General features: G+C 60.6%; 28 protein-coding genes. 7 read left to right on the forward strand and 21 right to left on the reverse strand.

Annotated features, from left to right (window positions below; translation table 11 throughout):
• Positions 1-139: 139 nt before the first annotated feature.
• Complete coding sequence (locus tag PW789_RS04935; RefSeq protein WP_299372305.1) at positions 140-664, forward strand: DUF2911 domain-containing protein; 525 nt, start codon at positions 140-142, stop codon at positions 662-664.
• 98 nt (positions 665-762) lie between these two features.
• On the opposite strand, the gene gcvPB is transcribed toward PW789_RS04935, so the two are convergent.
• From gcvPB to PW789_RS04980, 9 genes are all read right to left on the reverse strand, one after another.
• On the reverse strand, positions 763-2,322 hold the full coding sequence (gene gcvPB / locus PW789_RS04940; RefSeq protein WP_299372308.1) for an aminomethyl-transferring glycine dehydrogenase subunit GcvPB: 1,560 nt from the start codon (positions 2,320-2,322) through the stop codon (positions 763-765).
• A 9-nt stretch (positions 2,323-2,331) separates the two neighbouring features.
• Positions 2,332-2,676 carry a hypothetical protein gene (locus tag PW789_RS04945; protein ID WP_299372311.1) on the reverse strand — a complete coding sequence of 115 codons (345 nt, stop codon included), beginning with the start codon at positions 2,674-2,676 and terminating at the stop codon, positions 2,332-2,334.
• Positions 2,676-4,001, reverse strand: a complete 1,326-nt coding sequence (gene gcvPA, locus PW789_RS04950; protein WP_299372314.1) for an aminomethyl-transferring glycine dehydrogenase subunit GcvPA — start codon at positions 3,999-4,001, stop codon at positions 2,676-2,678. The genes PW789_RS04945 and gcvPA overlap by 1 nt, the downstream gene beginning before the upstream one ends.
• Before the next feature lie 4 nt (positions 4,002-4,005).
• Complete coding sequence (gene gcvH / locus PW789_RS04955; protein ID WP_299372317.1) at positions 4,006-4,395, reverse strand: glycine cleavage system protein GcvH; 390 nt, start codon at positions 4,393-4,395, stop codon at positions 4,006-4,008.
• Between the two features lie 67 nt (positions 4,396-4,462).
• On the reverse strand, positions 4,463-4,753 hold the full coding sequence (locus PW789_RS04960) for a muconolactone Delta-isomerase family protein (RefSeq protein WP_299372320.1): 291 nt from the start codon (positions 4,751-4,753) through the stop codon (positions 4,463-4,465).
• 89 nt (positions 4,754-4,842) lie between these two features.
• Positions 4,843-5,976, reverse strand: coding sequence for a glycine cleavage system aminomethyltransferase GcvT (gene gcvT / locus PW789_RS04965; protein WP_299372323.1), 1,134 nt, complete (start codon positions 5,974-5,976; stop codon positions 4,843-4,845).
• A gap of 69 nt (positions 5,977-6,045) precedes the next feature.
• A complete protein-coding gene (locus tag PW789_RS04970) occupies positions 6,046-6,549 on the reverse strand; it encodes a hypothetical protein (protein ID WP_299372326.1) in 504 nt (167 codons plus the stop codon).
• A gap of 86 nt (positions 6,550-6,635) precedes the next feature.
• Complete coding sequence (locus tag PW789_RS04975; protein WP_299372329.1) at positions 6,636-8,261, reverse strand: methylmalonyl-CoA mutase; 1,626 nt, start codon at positions 8,259-8,261, stop codon at positions 6,636-6,638.
• Positions 8,262-8,309: 48 nt separating this feature from the next.
• Complete coding sequence (locus PW789_RS04980; protein WP_299372332.1) at positions 8,310-8,837, reverse strand: hypothetical protein; 528 nt, start codon at positions 8,835-8,837, stop codon at positions 8,310-8,312.
• Between the two features lie 127 nt (positions 8,838-8,964).
• Between PW789_RS04980 and PW789_RS04985 the strand changes: the two genes are divergently transcribed.
• The 3 genes from PW789_RS04985 to glgC all read left to right on the forward strand — a co-directional run bounded on the left by PW789_RS04985 (position 8,965) and on the right by glgC (position 11,066).
• The gene (locus PW789_RS04985) at positions 8,965-9,108 is read left to right on the forward strand and encodes a hypothetical protein (RefSeq protein WP_299372335.1); all 144 of its coding nucleotides are present in this window, start codon (positions 8,965-8,967) and stop codon (positions 9,106-9,108) included.
• A 211-nt stretch (positions 9,109-9,319) separates the two neighbouring features.
• On the forward strand, positions 9,320-9,625 hold the full coding sequence (locus PW789_RS04990; RefSeq protein ID WP_299372338.1) for a hypothetical protein: 306 nt from the start codon (positions 9,320-9,322) through the stop codon (positions 9,623-9,625).
• A 181-nt stretch (positions 9,626-9,806) separates the two neighbouring features.
• Complete coding sequence (glgC, locus tag PW789_RS04995) at positions 9,807-11,066, forward strand: glucose-1-phosphate adenylyltransferase (protein ID WP_299372340.1); 1,260 nt, start codon at positions 9,807-9,809, stop codon at positions 11,064-11,066.
• 116 nt (positions 11,067-11,182) lie between these two features.
• Here glgC and PW789_RS05000 read toward each other — a convergent pair whose 3' ends face one another.
• Positions 11,183-11,962, reverse strand: a complete 780-nt coding sequence (locus tag PW789_RS05000; RefSeq protein WP_299372343.1) for a hypothetical protein — start codon at positions 11,960-11,962, stop codon at positions 11,183-11,185.
• Positions 11,963-12,189: 227 nt separating this feature from the next.
• Here PW789_RS05000 and tatA point away from each other — a divergent pair, with 227 nt between their 5' ends.
• Both tatA and PW789_RS05010 read left to right on the forward strand, forming a co-directional pair.
• On the forward strand, positions 12,190-12,399 hold the full coding sequence (gene tatA, locus PW789_RS05005) for a twin-arginine translocase TatA/TatE family subunit (protein WP_299372346.1): 210 nt from the start codon (positions 12,190-12,192) through the stop codon (positions 12,397-12,399).
• 67 nt (positions 12,400-12,466) lie between these two features.
• A complete protein-coding gene (locus PW789_RS05010; protein WP_299372349.1) occupies positions 12,467-13,273 on the forward strand; it encodes a polyphosphate kinase 2 family protein in 807 nt (268 codons plus the stop codon).
• A 38-nt stretch (positions 13,274-13,311) separates the two neighbouring features.
• On the opposite strand, the gene PW789_RS05015 is transcribed toward PW789_RS05010, so the two are convergent.
• Both PW789_RS05015 and PW789_RS05020 read right to left on the reverse strand, forming a co-directional pair.
• Entirely contained in the window at positions 13,312-14,193 is an 882-nt protein-coding gene (locus tag PW789_RS05015) for a DMT family transporter (protein ID WP_299372352.1), read from the reverse strand.
• Positions 14,194-14,201: 8 nt separating this feature from the next.
• Positions 14,202-15,473, reverse strand: coding sequence for a VWA domain-containing protein (locus PW789_RS05020; protein WP_299372354.1), 1,272 nt, complete (start codon positions 15,471-15,473; stop codon positions 14,202-14,204).
• Between the two features lie 271 nt (positions 15,474-15,744).
• Between PW789_RS05020 and PW789_RS05025 the strand changes: the two genes are divergently transcribed.
• Entirely contained in the window at positions 15,745-16,788 is a 1,044-nt protein-coding gene (locus PW789_RS05025) for a VWA domain-containing protein (RefSeq protein ID WP_299372357.1), read from the forward strand.
• 53 nt (positions 16,789-16,841) lie between these two features.
• Here the strand turns inward: PW789_RS05025 and PW789_RS05030 are convergent, their stop codons facing one another.
• The 9 genes from PW789_RS05030 to hisI form a co-directional block, all read right to left on the reverse strand.
• Entirely contained in the window at positions 16,842-17,543 is a 702-nt protein-coding gene (locus tag PW789_RS05030; protein WP_299372360.1) for a HisA/HisF-related TIM barrel protein, read from the reverse strand.
• Positions 17,544-17,650: 107 nt separating this feature from the next.
• Entirely contained in the window at positions 17,651-18,430 is a 780-nt protein-coding gene (hisF, locus tag PW789_RS05035) for an imidazole glycerol phosphate synthase subunit HisF (RefSeq protein ID WP_299372363.1), read from the reverse strand.
• Positions 18,424-18,717 carry a biotin/lipoyl-containing protein gene (locus PW789_RS05040; protein WP_299372366.1) on the reverse strand — a complete coding sequence of 98 codons (294 nt, stop codon included), beginning with the start codon at positions 18,715-18,717 and terminating at the stop codon, positions 18,424-18,426. The genes hisF and PW789_RS05040 overlap by 7 nt, the downstream gene beginning before the upstream one ends.
• Positions 18,717-19,325, reverse strand: a complete 609-nt coding sequence (gene hisH / locus PW789_RS05045; protein WP_299372369.1) for an imidazole glycerol phosphate synthase subunit HisH — start codon at positions 19,323-19,325, stop codon at positions 18,717-18,719. The genes PW789_RS05040 and hisH overlap by 1 nt, the downstream gene beginning before the upstream one ends.
• 288 nt (positions 19,326-19,613) lie before the next feature.
• On the reverse strand, positions 19,614-20,219 hold the full coding sequence (gene hisB / locus PW789_RS05050) for an imidazoleglycerol-phosphate dehydratase HisB (RefSeq protein ID WP_299372372.1): 606 nt from the start codon (positions 20,217-20,219) through the stop codon (positions 19,614-19,616).
• A 4-nt stretch (positions 20,220-20,223) separates the two neighbouring features.
• Entirely contained in the window at positions 20,224-21,357 is a 1,134-nt protein-coding gene (gene hisC, locus PW789_RS05055) for a histidinol-phosphate transaminase (protein WP_299372375.1), read from the reverse strand.
• A gap of 25 nt (positions 21,358-21,382) precedes the next feature.
• On the reverse strand, positions 21,383-22,642 hold the full coding sequence (hisD, locus tag PW789_RS05060; protein WP_299372378.1) for a histidinol dehydrogenase: 1,260 nt from the start codon (positions 22,640-22,642) through the stop codon (positions 21,383-21,385).
• An 85-nt stretch (positions 22,643-22,727) separates the two neighbouring features.
• On the reverse strand, positions 22,728-23,609 hold the full coding sequence (hisG, locus tag PW789_RS05065; RefSeq protein WP_299372381.1) for an ATP phosphoribosyltransferase: 882 nt from the start codon (positions 23,607-23,609) through the stop codon (positions 22,728-22,730).
• A 27-nt stretch (positions 23,610-23,636) separates the two neighbouring features.
• The gene (hisI, locus tag PW789_RS05070; RefSeq protein ID WP_299372384.1) at positions 23,637-23,975 is read right to left on the reverse strand and encodes a phosphoribosyl-AMP cyclohydrolase; all 339 of its coding nucleotides are present in this window, start codon (positions 23,973-23,975) and stop codon (positions 23,637-23,639) included.
• Between the last annotated feature and the right edge of the window lie 167 nt (positions 23,976-24,142).

Raw genomic sequence — 24,142 nt, forward strand, 5'->3', positions numbered from 1 at the left:
CTGCCGCTCTATCCAGCTGAGCTACGGGCGCGTATCTCTAGCGTAGCATGATCGCCAGTTTGACAGCCCCGCCGTGGAGATTGAGCATCCAAGAGGTAGATTCACAAATGTTCCATCGATTCTGAAAGTGAGACCGTCTATGCTTCGCACTGTCGCATCCTTTGCCTGTAGTCTCCTGCTTGCCACTACTGCCATTGCACAGCAGGGAGGCGCGATCCCCAGCCCGCGCGAGACCGCCAACGTCGATCTCGGCAGCGGCGCGATCAAGATCAGCTACGGTGCTCCGTCCGCGCGTGGCCGCAAGGTCATGGGACAGCTTGTACCTTTCGATAAGGTCTGGCGCACCGGTGCGAACGAGGCCACGGCCTTCGCGACCAATACCAGCCTCAAGATCGGCGATACGTCCGTCCCTGCAGGCACCTACACGCTCTACACGATGCCCAGCGCAGGCCAGTGGTTGCTGATCGTCAGCAAGCAGACGGGGCAGTGGGGCACCGTTTATAACCAGTCGCAGGACTTTGCCCGTATCCCGATGAAGTCTGCGGCGCTGCCCGCACCGCAGGAGAAGATGTCGATCTCGTTTGAGAAGACCAGCGGCAACTCCACCGAGCTGCACGTCAAGTGGGAGAACGTCGACGAGTCCGTCGCCATCACCGCGCAGTAGCTGGCTAGTACACATCCCAGGCAGCAAGAAGCCCCGAGGCCTGATGGCTTCGGGGCTTCTTTGTTTCAACGTCGACTGGTGGAGAAGGCTGGTGACTCTTACCACTCCTTGGCGGCAGTATCGGGCGTCAGTGCGTTGGAGTCCCTGGTTCCGTTCGGAACCGGTTTCCAGCGCAGGATCGGCTTGCGTGCGGCGGTCGTCTCGTCCAGGCGTCGCAGGCGCGTTGTCTGCGGCGAGGTCGTCACGATCTCGGGATTCTCGTCGGCCTCTCTTGCGATCTGTTTGAGCGCGTCGATTAGCAGGTCGAGTTCTTCGCGGCTCTCGCTTTCTGTCGGCTCGATCATCATCGCGCCAGGAACGACGAGCGGGAAAGAGACTGTGTAGGCGTGGAAGCCATAGTCGATTAAGCGTTTGCCCATATCGCCGGTCTTCACACCGTTCTTGGCCTGACGCTTGTCCGAGAAGACAACCTCGTGCAGCGACGGAGCCTTGTACGGCAGATCAAACGTGTCTTCGAGCTTGGCGCGGATGTAGTTGGCGTTCAGCACGGCATCTTCCGTCGTCTGACGCAGGCCATCGGGGCCGTTGGCGAGGATGTACGCCAGGGCACGCACGAACATGCCGAAGTTGCCGTAGAACATGCGCACGCGACCGATGCTCTCGGGCCTGTCGTAGTCGAGCGCGAGCAGGCCGTCGGGGCGTGTAACGACCACCGGCTTCGGCAGGAACGGCTCGAGGATCTTCTTGCAGGCGACCGGACCCGATCCCGGGCCACCGCCACCATGCGGCGTGGAGAAGGTCTTGTGCAGGTTCAGGTGCATCACGTCCACGCCGAAGTCGCCGGGCCGCGTCTTGCCGACCAGAGCGTTCATGTTGGCGCCGTCCATGTACAGCAGGGCGCCCTTCGCGTGGAGGATGTCGGCGATCTTGTGAATCTCGCTCTCGAAGACGCCGATGGTCGAAGGATTCGTAAGCATCAGCGCGGCGGTATCTTCGTCGACCATGCGCTCGAGCTCGGCGATGTCCACCATGCCCTGCGCGTTCGACTTCAGGTTCGCCACCTGGTAGCCGCAGACTGCGGCTGTCGCGGGGTTGGTGCCGTGCGCCGAGTCCGGAATCAGGATCTTTTTGCGGGCATTGCCCTTACTCTCGTGATAGGCGCGAACAAGCAGGATGCCCGTGAACTCGCCGTGGGCACCGGCTGCGGGCTGCAGCGTGATTGTGTCCATGCCGGTGATCTCGATCAGGCAGTCGCTCAGCAGCTTCATGATGCTCAGCGCGCCCTGCGACAGCGACTCCGGCTGATAGGGATGCGCGTCGGCGATGCCCTCAAGCCGCGAGACCAGCTCGTTGACGCGTGGGTTGTACTTCATGGTGCAGCTGCCCAGAGGATACATGCCGAGATCGATGGCGTAGTTCCACGTAGACAGGCGCGTGAAGTGGCGCACGATCTCGATCTCGCTCAGCTCCGGCATGACGCCGAGGTCGGTGCGGACCGTATCTCCCAGAAGGGAAGCGGCATCGACCTCGGGCACGTCGAGCTCGGCCAGGCGATAGGCCTTTTTACCCGGAGACGACTTCTCGAAGATCAGGTCTTCGTTCTGGTTGACGTGCGTCGTGACCTTCTTCGGCGTTCCGACAAACTTCGTATCACTCATCCGCGATCCTCAAAACTCTATCTGGTCCGTCGTTAAACCGCTGTCGGAGTAGGCTCCGGCCTGCGGCCCATCGAGGTCCTCTTCCCGCAACGACAGGGCGATGACCGTGTCGTTCTCAAACTTCACTGTCAGCGAATCGCCCTCTTCGAGCGTCGCCTCTTCTACCTTCTCGCCGATCAGCGAGCAGAGTGCGTTGCGATACTCCGGCTCGCCGTAGGCCAGCGAAAAATCGCTGAACAGAATGTGCGGCCATGCGTAGAAAGTCAGCATCGGCGCCTCGAAGCGAAGCTGCAGATAGTCCTGCACAAACTCCACCGCGTTCAGCTCGGTGCCGATGATCTCGGAGATATCCACTACTTCAACGCCTCAGCCGCAGCATCGATCTGTGTCTTCGCCGTCAGCTCGGTTGCGCACCAGAGGCTGGCGTTGGGGCCAAGCTCGGGGTACCACTTCGCCAGCGGCAGGCCGCCGATGATCTTCTTCTCGAGCAGTGCAGCGTTTGCTGCTTCAGCGTCCTTGCCGAGGTCGAGTACGAACTCGTGGAAGCGGGGAGCGCCAGCAAAGAGAACCTTGCCTGCCTGACCGAGCGTGTCGGCGGCGTACTTTGCCTTGGCCAGATTCTGCACGGCGAGATCCTTCATGCCTTCCTTGCCGTAGACGGTGAGGAAGACGGTGGTCATCATCGCCACCAGCGCCTGGTTGGTGCAGATGTTCGAGGTGGCCTTCTCGCGGCGGATGTGCTGCTCGCGGGTGGAGAGCGTGAGCACGAAGCCGCGCTTGCCGTCCATGTCCTTGGTCTCGCCGACGATGCGGCCCGGCATCTGCCGCAGGAACTTTTCCTTGCAGGCGATGACGCCGCAGAACGGTCCGCCGTAGCTGGGGGCCACGCCGAAGCTCTGCGCTTCGAGTGAGACGATGTCGGCCTCGACCGGAGCCTTAACGATGCCCAGCGAGATGGCCTCGGCGATGGAGACGATCAGCAGCGCGCCCTTCTTGTGGGCGATGTCTGCGATCGCTGCAACGTCTTCAATCGTGCCGAAGAAGTTCGGCGACTGGATCAGAACGCACGCCGTGTTGTCCGTGATGGCGGCATCAAGAGCAGCGAGATCGATGCGTCCGTTCTCCGCGTAACCAACCTCGGTCGTCGGAATCTCCTGGTGCAGCGCATAGGTGGCGATCACCTCGCGATACTCCGGGTGCACCGTGCGAGCGATGACTGCGCCGTCGCGGCCGGTGACGCGCACTGCCATCATGATGGCTTCGGCGGCGCCGGTGGAACCGTCATACATCGACGCATTGGCGATCTCCATGCCGGTCAGCTCACAGATCATGGTCTGGAACTCGAACATCGCCTGCAGCGTGCCCTGCGCGATCTCCGGCTGGTACGGCGTGTAACTGGTCAAAAACTCACCACGCGAGACGACGGTGTCGATCAGCACCGGGCGGTAGTGCCGGTACACACCGGCGCCCAGGAAGCTCGCATAGCCGTTGGCGTTCTGATCCGCAAACGCGCGGAAGCGGTCGATGATCTCCGACTCCCCATGTTGACGGGGAATCGCGAGATCACGCTTGAACTGATACTCCGCGGGGATGGTCGCAAACAGATCGTCGATCGATGCCGCGCCAATCTCGGCCAGCATCTCCGCGCGATCGGCGGGGGATTTCGGCAAATAACGCATGTCTTTAGTGTCCGGTCTCTTCGCTGACGAATTTTTCGTAGTCGGCGGCCGACAACAGCTTCTCCAGCTCCGCCGCATCGGAAAGTTCAACCTTCAGCATCCATGTGGTGTTGGCATCGGAGTTGATCTTTTCCGGAGCGTCCTTCAGGGCCTCGTTGATCTCAGCGACTGTGCCGGTCACCGGCGAGTAAAGGTCCGAGACTGCCTTCACCGACTCCACCGAGCCGAAGATCTCACCGGCCTTCACCGGATCGCCCACCTTCGGCAGATCGACAAAGACGATATCGCCCAGCGAGCTCTGCGCGTAATCGGTGATGCCGACCGTACCCTTGGTGCCGTCGACGCTGATCCACTCGTGTTCCTTGGTGTACTTGTAATCCGCAGGATAGGACATAGATTGTTTTGGAGGTCTCCTCAAATATTGTAGAGGTTTTTCTGTGGAAAATGCTGGAGGATCTGGCTCAGCGCGGCCCAAACCCCGGATACGGTTCCAGTCCTGTCGTCACAGAAAAAGTCAGCATGCCCTTCTGGGCCAGGGGGAGACTCTCGACTGCCTCCTTTGCCTCTGCTTCGGTCGCGACCTCCAGCAGGAGGACAGCGCCAGGCTGATCTTTGCGCCGCCAGATGCTGCGTACCACGCCGGCGGCATAGAGCTGGCGCACGCGCTGCGACTCAGCCTCCAAAAGCTCCGGCGTCCACATCTCCGCAGGGAACTGGTCCATCCGCCGTTCAGTCAAAACAAGAAACTGCATACTTCCTCCGCTAAAGACAGTTCATAGCCACTAGGTTTGGGCTGAGTCGACGTTATATGCTGCATCGATGAAAGGCTGAGAGCAGGCAGCTAAGCCTTCTTGGGCCGTTTGTAGAACGGCGTGGGGACAACCTTCGCCTTCACCATCTGTCCGCGAATTTCCACGGCGACTTCGGTGTCGAGCGCTCCGAACTCCACCGGCACGTAGGCCAGCGCGATGTTCTTCTTCAGGAAGGGCGCGGGCGATCCGCTGGTGATTTCACCGATCTTCGCGCCGTCGAGCGAGAAGACGGGATAGCCGTCGCGGCCGATGCCGCGCTCGATCATCTCCAGGCCGACCAATTTGCGCTTCGGGCCACCCTCTTCCTGAACCTTTACCAGAGCATCGCGGCCGACGAAGTCACCCTTGTCGAGCTTGGCGTAGCGTCCCAGGCCAGCCTCGAAGACGTTGATCGTGTCGGAGATCTCGTGACCGTAGAGTGCCATCGCTGCCTCAAGCCGCAGCGTGTTGCGAGCGCCCAGGCCGCAGGCGAGGATGCCGAACTCCTTGCCCGCCTCCAGCACCTCGTTCCACACGCGTGCGCTGGTGGGTTCGTCCGAGGGGATGTAGATCTCGAATCCGTCTTCGCCGGTGTATCCGGTGCGGGCGATCATTACGTTGTGCAGACCGCAGACCTGTCCCCAGGTGAACCAGTAGTTTTTGATCGGGGCGAGATCGACCGGCGTCAGCTTCTGCAGGACGTCGATCGCCTTCGGTCCCTGAATGGCAAGCTGCGTGTAGTAATCGCTGAAGTCGTTGACGTGTACGCCCGGCATGGAGCCGATCTGCGAGCGCACCCACTGCACGTCCTTCTCGCGTGTGCCGGCGTTGATCACAATCAGGTAATCGTTATCGGACAGCTTATGCACCACGACGTCATCGACAAAGGTACCGTTCGGGTACAGCATCGCCGAGTAGTGCGCCTGCCCGATCTGCAGCTTGGAGGCATCGTTCATGCACAGCTTCTGCACCGCGGCCAGCGATCCCGGCCCGCGCAGCTGAATATCGCCCATGTGCGAGACATCGAAGACGCCCACGCCCGTGCGCACGGCCATGTGCTCGGCGGTCAGACCGCAGCAGTCGACCGGCATATCCCAGCCGCCAAAGTCCACCATCTTGGCCTTCGCGGCGCGGTGGACGGCATTCAGAGCAGTTTTACGTAGGGGAGCAGCAGTTTCTGGCAAGATTCGTGTCCTCTCTCCCAACTTTAGTTGGGCGGTTCGACACGGTCAATGAAAGCTGCTGGGCGGAACTCACGGTTTCGTTCCGGCGATCCTCTCCAGGTCCTTCACAAGGGAGGAGATGGCGTCATCGAAGTTCTTGTCGTGCGTCTTCTGCAGGTTGGCCTTATCGACGGATTCGGTCAGAGCCCAGAGCACAAAGTGACTCCTGCGATCCCAGATCACCAGTCGCAGCATGGGCAGTGGATCCGATCCGCCCTTGGCCTTATCGGCGTCCTTGGGGCCGTTGGGAGCGGTCAGCTGAAGCTCAAGCACAAGATCGGCCTGCGACGGATCGCTGACCAGATCGAATCGCCCGAGCCCCTTCATTCCGTCATAAAACTCGTTGTAGGCGCGATCCGGGGCGCCGCTGAACGGATGCGGAAACAGGCCGCTGTCCGATCCTGCGTTGGAGACAAAGACGCTCTTGGCGGACGTGAGGGCTGGCGGCACAGGCGCCGAGGCAGGTTGTTGAGCGAACGCTGTCGCTCCCAGTATGGCAACAAGACAGATCACAATGAGACGAATCCAGCGCATCGAGAACCTCAACATATTCTGACGAACAGAAGAGCCTGATAAACAGACGGATGAGCGGCCTCGGCAGATGCGTTGGTGCGCAGGAATCAGACCACCACGGACTCGCGGTACTCGCCGAAGACGCTGCGCAGGGCGTCGGCAATCTCGCCTACGGTCGCATAGGCTTCGACAGCTGCCTGAATGCGAGGCATCAGATTCTCACTGCTGCGTGCTCCTTCGATGACCGCCCGCAAGGCCGCCGCATGTGCAGCAGCATCGCGGCGTACACGCAGCTCCTTCAGCCGCTCTACCTGTCGCTGCTCCAGCGTCTCGTCGCGGCGCTCAAGCGGCACCGGGCTGCTCTCGGCGCCCACAAAATCATTCACGCCTACAACGATGGTGGTCTTCTCATCGACGGCTCTCTGAAAGGCATAGGCGGCTGTCTGGATCTCGCGCTGCACGTAGCCCTGCTCGATCGCGCGCAGCATGCCGTATTTTCCCCCGAGGTCGAACCGCGCGATGTTGGTCAGATACTCTTCGGCGCGAGACTCGATCTCGTTGGTCAGCGATTCGACGTAGTAGGAACCCGCCAGCGGATCGACCGTATCGGTGACGCCACTCTCAAATGCCAGCACCTGCTGCGTGCGCAGGGCGATTCTCGCGGCGGCCTCGCTGGGCAGCGCCAGAGCTTCGTCGAAGCCGTTGGTGTGCAGCGATTGCGTCCCGCCCAGCACAGCTGCCAGCGCCTGCACCGTGGTGCGCACGATGTTGTTCTCGGGCTGTTGCGCGGTCAACGTCGATCCGGCCGTCTGCGTGTGGAAGCGCAGCATCCAGCTCTTCGGATTCTTTGCGCCGAAGTGTTCGCGCATGATGCTCGCCCACATTCGCCGTGCAGCGCGAAACTTGGCGACCTCTTCCAGCAGATTGTTGTGCGCGTTGAAGAAGAAGCTGAGACGGGGGGCGAAGGTATCGACTGCCAGTCCGGCGTCGATCGCAGCCTGCACATAGGTCATGCCATTGGCCAGCGTGAAGGCGATCTCCTGGACGGCAGTGCATCCCGCCTCGCGCATGTGGTAGCCCGAGATGGAGATGGCATGCCACTCCGGAACCTCGACCGCTGTCCATGCCAGTACATCCGTCACCAGCCGCATGGCATGCTGCACGGGAAAGATATAGGTGCCTCGCGCGATGTACTCCTTCAGGATGTCGTTCTGGACCGTGCCTGCGAGCCGATGCAGGTCAGCGCCCTGCCGCCTGGCCACGGCGACATAGAGCGCCAGCAGAATCGGTGCGGTGGCATTGATCGTCATGGAGGTGGAGATGGTGTCCAGACGGATGCCATCCAGCAGCCGTTCCATGTCCTCGATGGAGTCGATGGCCACGCCCACACGGCCCACCTCGCCCAGGGCATAGGGAGAGTCCGAGTCGTAGCCGATCTGTGTCGGCAGGTCGAAGGCTATGCTGAGACCCTTCGTTCCCTGCGACAGCAGAAATTTGTAGCGGCGGTTCGATTCTTCGGCGTCGCCCATGCCGGCATACTGCCGCATCGTCCATAGCCGGCCGCGGTACATGGTCGCCTGCGTGCCGCGGGTAAAGGGGTATTCCCCCGGCTCGCCGAGTGCCTCATGCGGATCGAAGCCGGTCAGACTCTCCGGGCCATAAACCCGGTCGACAGCGATCCCCGAACTCGTCTTGACCGGCTTCGTTTTGAGGGGTTCGGGCATCTTCGCCATAGGCGCAACAGTGTATCCGGAAATCAGGGGATTAGCGCCGGGCTGGTCTCAGCGAGCGCGTTCCCGCCGCTTGGCCCGCACAAAGCTGCTCGCGCAGAAATAGCTGAACAGGACACAGATAAGGATTGCCACGAGCAGCTTGGTGTGCGCGTCATGGTTTCCCGGGGTTTCGTGCAGGGCGCCTCGCAGCTTCCACGCTGCGCTTGCCGCGGAGACGGCAAACAAGCCAAAGAAGGAGCCGGTAAACTCCAGCCAAAGGACGCCCGAAAGCCGCTTGACCGGCGCCATGACTGATTGCTGTAACTGGCGTCCGTGCTGGTTCAACCCATCGGTCGTCTGTTTGACCTGCGTCGCGGCACGAGCCACCTGTTGCACCACATCTTCGGCGCTGCGCCGGGTCGGCTGTGCGGATTGCCCTGGAGCCTCCGTCACCGTCTGCGCAGCGGGGCGAGGGGCCTGCCCGGTTGCAGGCCTGGTGGGGTTTGGAGCTGAGGCGGCGTCGACGGCTGCGACGAGCGTTTTAGCCGCTGCCCTTGCCCCAAAGCCCAATGCCCGTCCGAAACGAACCGAATCCATGCTACAAAGTGTAGCCGACCCTGCACATTTCCTGACAGAACCTCCTCACCTGCCATGAAACGTCGCCCCGCTTGCCTGCATCACACCGGTTAGCACAGCAAAAAGCCACAAGGCTGAGGGAGGATGCATGAAGAACGCCTGCTGGTGGGTCGCCGGTTTTTGCGCGGCGGCAGCCGGATTCATCGTCTGGGGGCCAAAGAGGATCAAGCCTGTGGAAGAACTGGCGCACCGTCTTGAGGTCGCGTGGTCCGATCACCATACCTCCGGCTGACTTTGCAGACTTTCAAGTCGTTGATTGCTGAGAATCGCGCTTGGTTCCGGGCTCCAACAATTTCTAAATCCGTTGCAGCACCGTGAACCTCGGCGTATTCTGTTCCCAAGACGATCGAATGACGTCCACGCAATGCCGTTCCCTCCGGTCACCATCAGCAGGGAATACCCGATGCGCGGTGAATCGTATATTCAGGCAGTCGGAGGTGGCATTGAATCAAAAGGTTAAGAACCTGATCCAGAAGTTGGGCGAGGCGATCCATGAGACCGTCTCCGAATCAGAAGACATAGCCGGTGTCGTCAAGAATATCCGTGAAGAAGGCTTTGACGTTCTTCTGATGCTCGAGGCCACAATTGGCCTGAACGAAGTGGAAGACGCAGCCGATGAAGCAGAAGAGGTGACCGAAGAGACCGACGGCCCCTTCACCTCCAGTGACCTGAACTTCCTGAAATCTCTGCGCATCAGTGTCAGCGAGAGCGACAACGATGCGATGACGGACGCTGACGCCGCCTCCTAAGGCGCTCAGTCACTTCAAGTTGGTTCAGGCAGGGGACTCGCAATGGGAACCCTGATCTCCATCTCGCGAGAAAATCATCGCCACATGCTAGACTCACGTCTCGCTCCCACGACGCGCGTCCCTTTTTGTGCATCCCACAGACAGGGCGTCCTTCAAAGGACGGCTCTGAGGATTTGAAACGATGAAAGATACTCTTGGTGTACTTCTCGCTGGTGGGGCTGGCGAACGACTCTTTCCTCTCACCCGGGACCGCGCAAAGCCCGCTGTACCCTTTGCCGGGCAGTACCGGATCATCGACATTACCCTGTCGAACTGCATTAACTCCGATCTGCGACGTGTTTACATTCTGACGCAGTACAAGGCGCTCTCTCTGAACCGGCACATCCGCGAAGGATGGAGCTCGGTGGTGGGTTCCGAGTTAGGCGAATTCATCGAGATTCTTCCCCCTATGCAGCGTGTCTCCAAGTCCTGGTACCAGGGCACGGCAGACGCCGTTTACCAGAACATCTACTCCATCGGCTCGGAGCAGCCGCGCTACGTGATCATCCTCTCGGGCGATCACATCTACAAGATGAACTATGCCCTGATGCTGGAGCAGCATATCCAGAGCAAGGCGGATGTCACACTCGCGACCCTTCCGGTGGCTCCTACTGAGGTCGCCGCCTTTGGTGTCGTCGAGGTCTCCCGCAACGGCGAGGTGACCGGCTTTATCGAGAAGCCAAAGGAGACCAGCGTTCGCTCGCCCTTCAATCCCGATATGGTCGATGTCTCCATGGGCATCTACATCTTCAACACCGATGTACTGCTTCCGGAGCTGGTCAAGGACGCGGAAGATCCGCAGTCGAAGCATGACTTCGGCCATAACATCCTTCCCAACCTGCTGGGCCGCTTCAAGATGATGGCCTACAACTTCGTCGACGAGAACAAGCAGAAGGCACTGTACTGGCGCGATGTCGGAACGCTCGAGGCGTACTACGAGGCCAACATGGACATCGCCTCGGTCTCGCCGACGTTCAACCTGTACGACAAGAGCTGGCCGATGCGTACCCGGCCGTACCAGTATCCTCCGGCAAAGTTCGTCTTCGGCGAGCCCGGCCGTACCGGTATGGGTATCAACTCCATCGTCTCGGCAGGCTCGATCATCTCGGGAGCCGTCATCCGTAACTCAGTGCTCTCGCAGGATGTACGCGTGAACTCCTATGCGGATGTGGATTCGTCCATCATCTTCTCGCATGTCAACATTGGCAGGCATTGCCGTATTCGCCACGCCATTATCGATCGCGACGTGCATATCCCGGACGGAACCGTGATCGGCTATGACTCGGAAGAGGATCGCAAGAACTACTTTGTCTCAGCGAGCGGACTGACCGTGGTGACCCGTGATTACTCCATCTACGAGAACCCGGTCTCCCCGGGATTCCTACAGCAGGGCGGCTCGTAGCCGCCACTGTGGGCTCGCAGATACGCGAAGGCAGGACAAACAGAACGGCGACTCGAAGGAGTCGCCGTTCTGTTTGTTTGGAAGCTGCTGCACGGCGGAGCAAGCCGCCTGGAGCGCTATCGCTTGCCGATGCGGTAGATCACGCCGCCCGAGATAGCGAAGAAGGTGCGTGTCTCGGTGCCAAAGTGCTCGAGCATCAGGTCGGGAGAGAGGCGGATCGCCCAGTTCTTCGACTTGTTGATGTCCACGCTGGCACCCAGCGCGGAGACAAAGGCATTGCGGTTGGAGTAGAGGCCCACCTGCGGCAGGTAGACGTCAGGAATCTTCGCCGAATTGATCGTGTGGTCGAAGCTGCCATGCGCCATACCGGCATAGGCGTGGTAGTTCAGCGCTGCATACTGGTTCTTGGGTCCGCGATACTGCACACCGCCCATCACCATCTGCATGCCAACCAGCGCGCGGCCGTTGAAGTACGGATTCGGCTTCACCGGTGTCGTGCCCCACTCGCCACGCCACTCCGCGCCGATACCGAGGCGGGGCTTCGCCCACCAGGTTCCCAGCAGCTCGCCGCCGCCGAGATTCATGCGCTTCGGCAGGTCCTGGCCGGCCTGGAAGTTCATAAAGTTGATGCCGCCGTAGACCTCATACTTGTTGTCGTAGGTCACCGGGGCGATCGCACCGAACCGTGTCTTATGCGGGAACGGTGTATCTGTCGCCTGTCCAGCTGTTGACATCGACGTCGACGTCGACGGTGCCTGCGTCTGTGTCTGCGCTTGTGCGAGACCGGCGCCAAAAGTTACCGTCATTGCCAATAAGCCCAAGCCGATACGGCCAGCCCACCGCGTTCCCCTTGCCTCCCGCGGCCACACAAATCCCTGCGTCTTCTTCTCCAACATCAAACTCCTGCTTTTCGCTTACCCTTCCAAGATATAACGTTCGGCCCCTATCGTGCTCCTGTAGAGGACTGCGAATTGCGCATTCCTGTCATCTCATCCCCTGACGGCCCAACGCATTCTCCGCAGAAGAAGCGGAGGCAGACCATCTCCACCCATCCCTTTCCTGTGCGACAATTGTCTTGCCGCCGTCTGCCCAGCGCAGAGCGGTTCTGCAAGGGAGACTTCGTATGGGCGATCTATTCCAACCAACACATCTCATGATTATCGCGGTCATCGTGATCGTGCTCTTTGGCGGCAAGAAGCTGCCTGAGCTCGGCAAGGGACTCGGCGAGGGCCTCAAGGGCTTCAAGGACGGCATGAAGGGCGTAGCCGACGACGTCAACAAGCCTGCCGACGCGCATACCGTTACACCGAAGCCTGAAGAGACGGCCAAGTAATCCGGTGCGGTGGGGAGCGACCCTCCCCGCCGGCATCTCTGTTTTCCTTCGTTTTACCCCCTAAACGATGAAAATTAAATCGCCCTACCTGGTGAAGCCGCGCGCAAAGATCAAGCTGTCGCGGATCGATGCCAGCGTTACAGGCGGATTTAAGAGCCATGCCGCCGCCGAAGAGATCCTCGTCGAGCACAGGAACCATCTCATCGCGTTGCAGGAGGTCTTTAACGCCAGCCAGAAAAAGGCGTTGCTGATCGTTTTGCAGGGAATGGACACGGGCGGAAAAGACGGTGCGATCAGCCACATCTTCTCCGGCGTCAATCCGCAGGGATGTGATGTGGCCGCCTTCAAGCCGCCAACTCCTCTCGAGGAGCGGCATGACTTTCTCTGGCGTATTCACTCCCAGGTGCCCCCGCGCGGCATGATTCAGATCTTCAACCGCTCTCATTACGAGGATATCCTCGTCCCATCGGTACATAAGTTATTGCCACCAAAGGACATAAAGCGCCGCCTGGAGAATATCCGCGCCTTTGAGTCCATCCTGGCCGATAACGACGTTCTGATGTTGAAGTTCTTCCTTCACATATCCCGGAAGGAACAGACGTCCCGCCTGCAGTCGCGCATCGATACCCCGGAAAAGCACTGGAAGCTCTCGGAGGGCGACTTCCAGGAGCGGAAGTACTGGGATCAGTACCAGCAGGCCTACGAGGAGCTGCTACCGGCGACCAGCACCAAGCATGCCCCCTGGTTCATCATTCCGGCGGACCATAAGTGGTACCGCAACGTGGTGATCTCCCAGATTCTCGTCGATCTGATGACCTCGTTGAATCTCACCTTTCCTGAGCCGACGATGGACGCCAGCAAGATCAAGCTGTAGGCAGGATGCTTCGCCTGTAAAGTATTTATTTGCAATATCTAGAGGGTGATCATTATGACTGCGACCGCAGCGATCGCCATTCCGATCCCCTGGCGCCGGGTAGGACGTTCATGGAGCGTCCATGCCGCCAGCAGGATGGTCGAGGCAGGGTAAAGCGAGGCCAGCACAGAGGCGACATCGAGGCGGCCAGCGCGTGTTGCCGCCATAAAGAGCAGGTTTCCGGTCGTATCCCCGAAAGCCGTTGCCAGGCCCCAGAGAATTGCCTTCTTCGGCAGCCAGATCTTCCGCATCCCGCGGTCTTTTGCGGTCAGAGCCATGCCGAGGACCATTGTCGATCCGAGCAGTACGCTGGTCAGTCTTGCCGTGGCCATGGGCCATACCAGCCCGGCGGCAGCGGCGTATTTCAGGGCGACAAAGTAGATTCCGAAGCCTGCCCCTGAGGCTACCGCCAGCCACATTGTGCCAGCGGAGGCGGGTGTAGCCTCGGGATTCTCACCGGCTGCGATCAGCCAGATGGCAGAGCCTGCGATGACGAAGCCAACCAGAGTCATCCAGCCGGGACGTCCATCGTGGGCGATGGCCACAGTCGAAGGAATCGCCGCGGCCAGAAGGCCGCTGACGGCAGCCGAGGCCCCCATCGCACCCCGGGAGAGGGCGATGTAAAACATCGTGACGGAGAGGCATCCCATAGCGCCGGACAGTATGCTCCAGCCCAGCGCGGCACCGTGCGGAAGGGCGTCTCCGCGCAATAGGCCGATGATCGTCAGCACCAGGAGGCTGGAGGCGTGGCTGGTCATCACCACGCGCAACGCGCCCGGTACGGAGCTGCCGGAGTGTTTTGCTCCCATGCCGCCAGCAAAATCGCCGCCGCCCCATAGGACGGCGGCGGCCAGCGCCAACAATGCGTTTGCCTGAAGCATTCTTCGTCTTATTTGTGCTGAATGATGTTCTCCGGGCCTGAATCACTCGCCGTCGGGAAGTAGCCCTTTTTGGCGATCACGGTCAGGTTCGGGCGCATCACGCGCAGTTCCAGCGTACGGTACTTGCCGTCGATGAACGGCTCATGCGAGTAGTAGCCGACGGTGTACTGCGTCCGGACTTCCTCGAAGATCTTCTGGAAGCTCTCCTCGATGCCCTTCTGACGAAGCTCGGCCTCCAGATTGCCTCCGGTCGCGTCCTTGTAGGCGATCAGCGCGTTGTCGCGCATCGTCAACGGGAGGTGGATCTTATCCAGGTAGCCGATGACCGGCATGGAGGAGTCACCCACCAGCGTGCCATATACCGCAATCTTGTTGGTCTGCAGGTAGCGGATGACGTCCTTCATCTTCGCCTGAGAGCCGTACTCCTTGCCGTCGCTGATCACGTAGACGATGCGGCGGCGGCCCTTGCCAGCCTTGGCGGTTGTCTTCGCCGCTTCCAGGATGGCGTCGTTGAGCGTGTGAATTTCCTTTGGAACCTTCAGTTCAATGGCCTGACTGTTGCGGACCGGAGCCGTATTGGGATCGAAGACCTTGCCGTTCAGCTCATTGGTCTGCGACATGGGACCGCCCATGTTCATGTAGGTCTCGCGTCCCGGGGCCTTTGCGCGCTCCAGGGCGAAGTTCAGGCGGGCACTCTGCGATCCGGTAAAGTCGGTCAGCTTGCGGGGGCCGTTGTTGTAGGTGAAGACCGCAACCTCGTCGTATGGGGCAAAGGCACCCTGCAGCGCGGCGAGCGAATTATTCACCTTCGTCATGTTGTCCTGGGTCAGGCTCTGGTCGACGACGATGGCCACGGACAGCGGCATGGGGTCGGTGGTAAAGATTGCCGGACGCTGCGGCACGTTGTTCTCGTAGATCTTCACCTCGCGCCAGGTGAGGCCTGGCACCAGACGCTGTTTGTTGTCCTTTACGGTAAAGGGCACTTCGACGAAGTTGGTGCGCACGACCAGCTTAAAGGCCTCGGCACTGGAGTCTGGCGGAGGACCATCGTCATCCGGGGTCTTCTGGTCAGCTGCCGGAGTCGAAGGCAATTGAGAGGGGGTTGCCGCTGCCTGATCCGCAGGCGTGGCGCCATCGTTGGAGGTTGGCGTGGTCCCCATGCCAGGACGAACCGAATTCACTGTAGGCAGGCCGACCTGCGGCCTGGGCGCATCGGGAATCTGCTGAGCGGCCGAGGCCTCTTCGGTCGTCGTCTGTTGCGCCTGCTGCCCCAGCGTCATGAACGCCAGCGCTCCTGCCAATATGCTGTGCCTTACCACGTAAAACCCCCGTACCTGTGCGACTGGCGCCGGAGAGTGCCCAGCGCTGCCAGTTACCAGAGTACCAGCGCCGGCTTCCATCGGCTATCCCGTTCCACACCTGTACCGTAGGACGCTTCGGCATGGTCGGACGTTGCGCTTGAGATGCGAGGAAAGCCAGTTCCTTTTCGATTGCCGGGGCAAACGGAGCTTTTCCGCTGACCTGCAGGCGACTAAGCTCGTCTATAACGTCATGCGCACACCTGCCTGCCTCTCTGTCGCCCTGTTGACTGTCTTTTTCGGCCTCGCGGCCGCTCCGGGACTTCGCGCCCAGGAGGCCCCTTCGCCCGGCGGCCCGCCCCCGGAGAGCGATGCCCCCTCACAGCCGGTCGATATCGGAGAGACCCAGACGCTGAAGGTCAACGTCAACCTGGTCAACCTCTTCTTCTCCGTCCGCGACAAGAACGGCTTCATCACCAATCTGCACAAGGACGACTGCCAGATCTTCGAGGACAAGGCCGAGCAGAAGGTGAAGAACTTTACCCAGGAAAAAAATCTGCCGCTGACCATCGGCATTCTGCTGGACACCAGCGGGAGTCAGCAGAATGTTCTGCCACTGGAGCAGGAAGCCGGAGCGCAATTTTTGAAGGATGTCCTGACGCCCAAGGATGAGGCCTTCCTCATTTCTTTCGACATCAACGTCGATCTGCTGGCCGATTACACCAATTCACCGCGCGAGATTAAGCGGGCGCTCGATAAAGCCTCGATCAACACCGGCGCAACATACGGTTCGGTGACCGGCAACGGCTCGCCTCGCGGAACGCTGCTGTACGATGCCGTCTACCTTGCTGCCCATGACAAACTGCACCAGGAGGCCGGGCGCAAGATTCTCATCATCCTGACCGACGGACAGGACCAGGGGTCGCAGGAGAACCTGAAGTCTTCCATCGAAGCGGCGCAGAAGTCGAACGCCATCGTCTACGTCATTCTGATTGCCGATCGCGGATTTTATGGCGGTATGGGAGGCTTTGGTTACACGGGGGCCGGAGACATGGACCGTTTGGCGAAGGAGACGGGCGGACGCGTCATCAATGTCGGCAACAACGGCAAGAAGCTCGAGGACGCCTTCAATCAGATTCAGGATGAGCTGCGTACACAATATCTCGCCAGTTATACGCCGACGAATCTGAAGCTGGACGGAACCTTCCGCACACTGAACATCACCTGCGGCAAGGACACCAAGGTTCAGGCTCGCAAAGGCTACTACGCGCTGGCTGACAGCCTGGGCAATGAGTAATACAGAGAAGCAAAGGCGTCAGCGAGTCAGCATGAAGACTCGCTGACGTACTTTTAAGCTTCGATCGCTCCCGAGTAGACGGCCATGCCTGCGACGGCATCGACGCCCATCTGGTCGAGCGAATCAATCTCGGCGCGTTCCTTGATGCCACCCGCAACGATCAGCTGCTTGGCCGTGGTCGCACGCAGAATCGCTGCGACGTCGATGGGGAAGCCCGTCATGGTGCCTTCGGTATCGACGTGGGTGTAGAGGAAGGCGGCGCAAAAGTCTTCAAGCCAGGTGACGGCCTCTTCCGGCGTCAGCGCGACGTTTTCCTTCCAGCCGCGCACGGCGACCTGTCCGCCCTTGGTGTCGACGGAGAAGACCAGCTGCTCCTCGCCGAGCGTATCGCGCAGCTTTGCGGCGAAGTCGAGATTGATGAGCGGATGACGCTTGCGGTCGGCCTCGTTATCGCCTCCGAACAAAGACGATCCGTAGATGACGCGCTTCGCTCCAAGGTCGAGCATGTGCTGTCCGTCTTCGGCGGTACGCAGGCCGCCGCCCACCTGGCAGGGCAGTTTCGAGGTGAACTGCGAGATCAGATCGGCGTTGGAGCCCTGCCGCATCGCGGCATCGAGGTCGATCAACTGCACGAGCGGGTATTTGCTGAAACGGTCGATCCAGTAGTCGAAGTCGTCGAAGGCAAGCTTGAGCTTTTCGCCCTGAACGAGCTGGACGATACGGCCGCCCATGAGGTCAATCGAAGGTATCAACATTGCGGTAAAGTCTCTCCTGTTTCCATTTGCTTTTGGGGCTCAAGCCTCTTGAGTTGTCATTCCGCAGCACAGCGGAGGAATCTGCTTTTTGCCGTTGCGTCCTGCGATCAGCAGGGCAAGCGTACCGGAATGCCGGCCCGCTGCAACTCTGCTTTGAGGTCTCGTGAATCCGTCACGCCGAAGTGGAAGATGCTTGCAGCCAGAGCGGCATCGGCCTTGCCGCGTCCGAAGACCTCGGCGAAGTGAGCGGCGGAGCCTGCGCCTCCGCTGGCGATGACGGGGATCTGCACGGCTTCGGAGACGCGCGCGGTCAGCTCGCAATCGAAGCCGGAGCGCATGCCGTCGGTGTTCATACTGGTCAGCAGAATCTCGCCTGCGCCACGCTGCTCGGCCTCGCGTGCCCAATCGACCACCTTGCGGCCGGTAGGTTTGCGGCCACCGGCGACGTAGACCTCGGCGTCGCCAACGGGGTCGGAGGAGTTTTCAGCGCGGCGTGCGTCGATGGCGACGATGACGGCCTGCGCGCCGAAGCTCGAGCCGATCTCGCCGATCAGCTCTGGCCGCGCGATGGCGGAGGAGTTGATGCTCACCTTGTCGGCGCCTGCGTCGAAGACAGCGGCAGCGTCTTCGGCGGAGCGGATGCCGCCGCCGACGGTGAAGGGAACGAAGAGCTCGGCGGCGGTGCGCTTTACGGTGTCGAGCAAGGTGCCGCGGCCTTCATGCGTGGCGGTGATATCGAGCAGGACGATCTCATCCGCGCCTGCAGCGGCGTGACGGTGCGCGAGTTCGGCGGGGTCGCCTGCGTCGATGATATCGACGAACTGGATGCCCTTGACGACGCGTCCGTCACGCACGTCGAGGCAGGCGATGATGCGCTTGGTCAGCATACCTGCGACCTCACTGGTGTAACTGCGCTGACGAGACGTTCGGCTCCTTCGGCGACGATACGTGCGACGGGTTCGTCGAGATCGAGTGCGTCGCCGCTTTCGGCGAACCAGCCGACCAGCAGGCCCTGCAACGGTGCGCGAAGGTGGAACTCGCTTTTGCCGTCGGAGAGGACAGCGATGTTCTGCCCGGTGCCGACGAGGGTTCCCGCAGGCACAAGCTGCTGCGTAAGCTTGTATGCGGGCTGCGGGGTCTCTTCGGCGAGCGTTACTTCATAGAAGAAAGGCATTAGAGCTCCACGAAGTTCTTGAGGATCTGGAGGCCGACGGTGCTCGACTTCTCAGGGTGAAATTGCACGCCCATGACGTTATCGCGCTCCACGGCGGCGGTAAAGTCGCCTCCGTAGTTGGTGGAGGCCGCAGTGTCCGCGCTGACGGGAGCGCGCCACGAGTGCGTGTAGTAGACGAAGCCTCCGTTCGGTACGCCACGAAGCAGGCGTGAGTCTTCGCGAATGTTCTCCAGCGAGTTCCAGCCGACGTGCGGCGATTTCAACTCGTTGTTGTTGTAGGTGGCAGGGAAGCGCTCGCACATCGAGCCGAAGTGGCAGAGGCCATCGGTAGACTGGGCTTCGGTCGAACCGCGATAGAGCCATTGCAACCCGACGCAGATGCCGAGGAACGGAACGCCGCTCGCGATGGCCTCGCGTGTGGCCTCTGTGAGTTCGAGATCGTGCAGCAGCTGTGTCGCCTGGAAATGGCCTACGCCGGGGAGGACGATCTTGCTGGCGTTGCGCACGTCGTCGGGTGACTGCGTGACGTGGGTCTCGGCACCGAGGTAGTTCAGCGCTTTTAGGACGCTGGTGAGATTGCCCGCTTTGTAGTCGATGACTTGAATCATGAATTTAGAGTCCAGCTGCGTAGCCACAACAAAGGAAAAAGGAACATAGTGCGAGGCCGAAACCGAGCCAACGCTTATAGCCTATTCCGAATAGGCATAAAACCATCGCCAACAAAGAGGACAGGTCGATCGTTTGCATCCATCGTCCCGCCTCATCGAAATGCCCCCAAAAGCCATGTAGCCTGCTTGCGCGCATCCAGAAGGCAATGTGAATTAATACCGTAACAAGAAGACAGAAGTAGCCAATACGAAACGCTATTGTTCGCCAAGTCGCTACCTCAGCATTCATTACAGAAGACCTTTTGTACTTGGCAAAATTTCTGCCATGCGTTCATCGCGTGAGCAGGCGCCACGCAATGCGCGTGCGAAGGCTTTGAAGATCGCCTCGATCTTGTGGTGGTTCGAGCGTCCGTACATTGTCTTGACGTGGACATTGGCTTTGGCTCCGCGGGCGAAGCCGTCGAAGAAGTCGGCGAGTAGCTCGGACTGGAAGTCTCCTACGAGGCGGACCTTCACCTTGTCGTCGACGACATAGGCGACTCGGCCGGAGAGATCGACCGCGGCGACCGCGAGCGTCTCGTCCATTGCCATGACGAAGTAGCCGGCGCGGAGGATGCCCTTCTTGTCGCCGAGTGCCTTGTTGAAGGCCTCGCCCAGCGCGATGCCTACATCTTCGACGGTGTGGTGCTGGTCGACGTCGAGATCGCCCTTGCAGGTGAGCGTGAGGTCGAAGCCTCCGTGGCGGGTGAAGAGCTCGAGCATGTGGTCGAAGAAGCGGATGCCGGTGGTGACCTTGTAGATGCCGGTGCCATCGATGTTCAGCTTGAGCGCGATCTGCGTTTCGGTGGTGTCGCGCTTGATGCTGCCGGTGCGTGCCTTCTTAATTGCTGCCATCGTTCTAGAGCTCCTGTCCTTCATTGTTTGCCGTTGTGCTGAAGCCGCGCACGGGCTTCCAGCCGATCTCTTCGAGCGAGGCCTTCAGTGCCTCGAGTCCTCTGGTCACCTGGTCGGCGAGGCCGATGGTGATGCGGACGTAGCCGTCGCAGCCGGGGTCGGCGGAGCGATCGCGTAGCAGCACGCCGCGTGAGCGCATCGCGGTGACCAGTTCTTTGTGTAGCGGCCCGATCTTCATCAACACGAAGTTGGCCGCGCTGGGGAAGTAGCCGACGCCCAGCTCGGAGAGGCCAGCCATCATGCGCTCGCGGCCAGTGCGGATTTGCTCGACGTACCAGGCGATGTAGGCATCGTCTTCGATGGCGACGGTGAGGCAGTCGAGTGCAACGCCGTTGACGTTGTACGGCGACGAGACCTTGCGCAGGTAGCCGATGATCTCGGGGCTCGATACGAGCAGACCGATGCGGAGGTTCGCAAGACCGTATGCTTTCGAAAAGGTGCGAGCGATAAGAAGATTCGGCGTGGTCGCGATGTCATCCATCACCGTCTCGCCGTGGAAGTGGAAGTAGGCCTCGTCGACCATAACCACTGCATGCGGTGCGGCGTTGGCGAGAGCCAGCAGCTGCGCGCGCGTCGCGACGGCTCCCGTGGGATTGTTGGGCGAGGCGACAATGATGAGCTTGGTGCGTTCGGTGATAGCGGCGAGCAGCTTTTCGAAGGGGAATTCGAGCGTCTCGTCAGCCTGCACCTTGATGAGGTTGCGCGTCATCAACCCGACGGAGACGTCGTACATAAAGAACGACGGCGTCGCAATCAACACTTCATCGTCCGCTTCAAGAAACGTGCAGCAGACGAGATGAATCGCCTCATCGACTGCGTTGGTGAGCAGCACCTGCTTTGGATCGAGGCCGAGGTGAGCGGCGACCTTGCGCTCTACGGGCTCGCGCTCGGGATACTTGGTCAGGCCTTCGGCGGTGATCTGCTTCAAGCGGTCGAGCACGCGTGGCGACGGCGAGAAGGTGTTCTCGTTGAAGTCGAGCCGCAGGGCGTCGCGGCCAGCGAGCGGAGGGTGATACTCCGGCATCTCGAGGACGAGGCGGCGGGGCTTGATGGTGGTGATGCTGTTTGCAGTGCTCATCCTATTACCTCGTTGCTCATCGCGATCACCTCATTCTTACGCTGACGCTCTTGGCGTGGCCGGTGAGGCCCTCGGCGCTGGCCAGCGCGATGGCATGGGGGCCGATCTTCTTGAGGCCCTTGCTGGTGTACTCCTGCACGGTGATGATCTTCACGAAGTCCATCACGCTGAGGCCACCGCGCACGCGACCCACGCGGCCAGTGGGCAGCACGTGATTGGGGCCGGAGACATAGTCGCCCATGGACTGCGGAGCGTAGTCGCCCACGAAGACAGAGCCAGCGTTCTGTACCCACTTCAGGTCAGAGGCGCTGTCGACTGTGAGATGCTCGGGGGCGAGACGGTTAGTCAGCTCACGTGCTTCTGCAACTGTTTTGGTTACAAATATTGCGCCCTGCTTGGCGAGCGACACCTTTGCGAGCTTATTGCCCTTTGCTTGTACCTTCACTTCGGCAGCGACCGCATGGGCAAGGGCGTCGTTGCTGGTGATGAGGACGGCGAGCGTCTCGGGATCGTGCTCGGCCTGCGCGACGAGGTCTGCCGCGATGCCGGCAGGATAACCCTTGTCGCTGGTGACGACGATCTCTGTCGGGCCGGCAGGCATGTCGATGCCGCACTCGGTAGAGACCAGCGACTTGGCTGAGGTGACGAAGAGATTTCCGGGACCGACGATCTTGTTGACCGGGGCGATGGTTTCGGTGCCATAGGCGAGCGCGGCGATGGCCTGCGCTCCGCCAACGCGATAGAACTCGGTGACGCCTGCGAGATATGCCGCGGCGAGCGTCTCTCTCGCGGGTTTAGGTGAGCAAACGACGATGCGCTCAACGCCTGCGACCTGCGCGGGTGTGGAGGTCATCAGCAGCGTGGAAGGAAGAGGATAGCGGCCGCCGGGGACGTAGCAGCCCACGGAGCCGAGCGGGCGAACGATCTGTCCTGTCTTGACGCCATCGGCGGGAGACATGCTCCACTCTTTCGGCATCTGCGCTTCGGCGAAGGCGAGGATATTGGCGCGCGCCACCATCATCGCGGCCTGCAGTTCAGGTGAGGTGGCGTGCCATGCGGCCTCCATCTCTTCGCGCGCAACCAGTAGCGGCGTATTCTTTGCGAGGCCGTCGAACTTTGTCGCGTATTTGCGAACGCCGCGGTCGCCGGACTTGCGAACATCTGCGAGGATACGGCGGACGACGGGTTCAACCTTTGCCGTGGAGACGGCGCCGCGCTGCTCGATTGACTGGATCAGCGCGGCGGCGGTCTTCGCGGAGCGTCCGTAGGTCTTGACTAGCTTCATCAACTATCTCCAGGGGCACAGCGGTGGATGGTAAAGCAGGTTCCTCCACTTCGCTGCGCTCCGGTCGGAATGACACATCAAAAAGTTACAGAACAACCTTGCTCAGCGGATACTCGACGATGCCGGTGGCGCCTGCGGCCTTGAGCTTGGGGATGACCTCGCGGACGATGGGCTCTTCGAGGATCGTGTTCAGCGCGACCCACTCTTCGTCGCTGAGCTGCGAGACCGTCGGCGAGTTGAGTGCGGGCAGCACAGCGAGCACCTCGCGCAGATTGGCCTTGCGCGCGTTGAGCATCAGGCCGACTCGTCCCTGTGCGGCGATGGCGGCGTTCAGCATCAGCGAGATGTTCTCGATCTTCTGCTTCTTCCAGTCGTCCTGCCAGGAGGTCTTGTTGGCGATGAGCTGTGTCTCGCTCTCCATGAGTGTTTCGATGATGCGCAGACGGTTGGCGCGCAGGGAGCTGCCGGTCTCGGTGACCTCGACGATGGCGTCGGCCAGCGTGGGCGGCTTGACCTCGGTTGCGCCCCAGCTGAACTCGACCTTGACGGGGATCTTCTTGGATTCGAAGTAGCGCTTGGTGAACTCGACCAGTTCGGTGGCGATGATGCAGCCGGCGAGGTCCTCGGGCTTCTGATAGGGCGAGTCCTCGGGCACGGCGAGCACCCACTTCACCTTTTGGCGGCTCTGCTTGGAGTAGGTGAGGCTGGTGACGTACTCGATGTCATGCTGGTTCTCAAGCACCCAGTCGTTGCCGGTGAGTCCGGCGTCGAGGGCGCCGTACTCGACGTAGCGGGCCATCTCCTGCGCGCGGACGAGCATGCACTCGATCTCGATGTCATCGATGGTGGGAAAGTAGCTGCGGCCACTGGCGTAGATGTTCCAGCCGGCACGCTGGAAAAGTGCGATGGTGGCGTCCTGCAGGCTTCCCTTGGGAATGCCGAGTTTCAACTTCTTGGTCTCGCTCATGACTTCTATTCTCCGTCGTCTTCTCGGTTACTTTTTTGTTTCGATCTTCTTGGTAAAGCAGCTGACCGTTCCTTCGTGGCAGACCAGGCCGTCGCCTTCGACCTCGACGCGGAAGAGCAGGGCGTCGTTGTCGCAATCGGTGGAGGCTTCGAGGATGCGCAGGCGATTCCCGCTGGTCTCGCCCTTCATCCAGAGCTTGGAGCGGGTGCGGCTCCAGAAGGTGACGAACCCGGTTTCGAGGGTTTTCTGGTAGCTGATCTCGTTGAGGAAGCCGAGCATCAGCATCTCACCGGTCTTATAATCCTGCACGATGCCGGGGACGAGGCCGTCCATTTTGGCAAAGTCGATCTTCGGTAGTTCTGTCATTCCCAATCTCCAGTTCGATCGTTGAAGCATGCCGCGACACGTAAAAAGGCCCGCTCGCGGTGTGCGCGTTGAGCGGGCCTTTCGGAATCCCAGGGTATGCGTTCTGTTACTTCGTCACACCGGACACGGCCGCCAACACGCTCTGCGCATGATGATGGTGATGATGC

The organism is Edaphobacter sp. (assembly GCF_028283685.1).
Lineage (GTDB): Bacteria > Acidobacteriota > Terriglobia > Terriglobales > Acidobacteriaceae > Edaphobacter.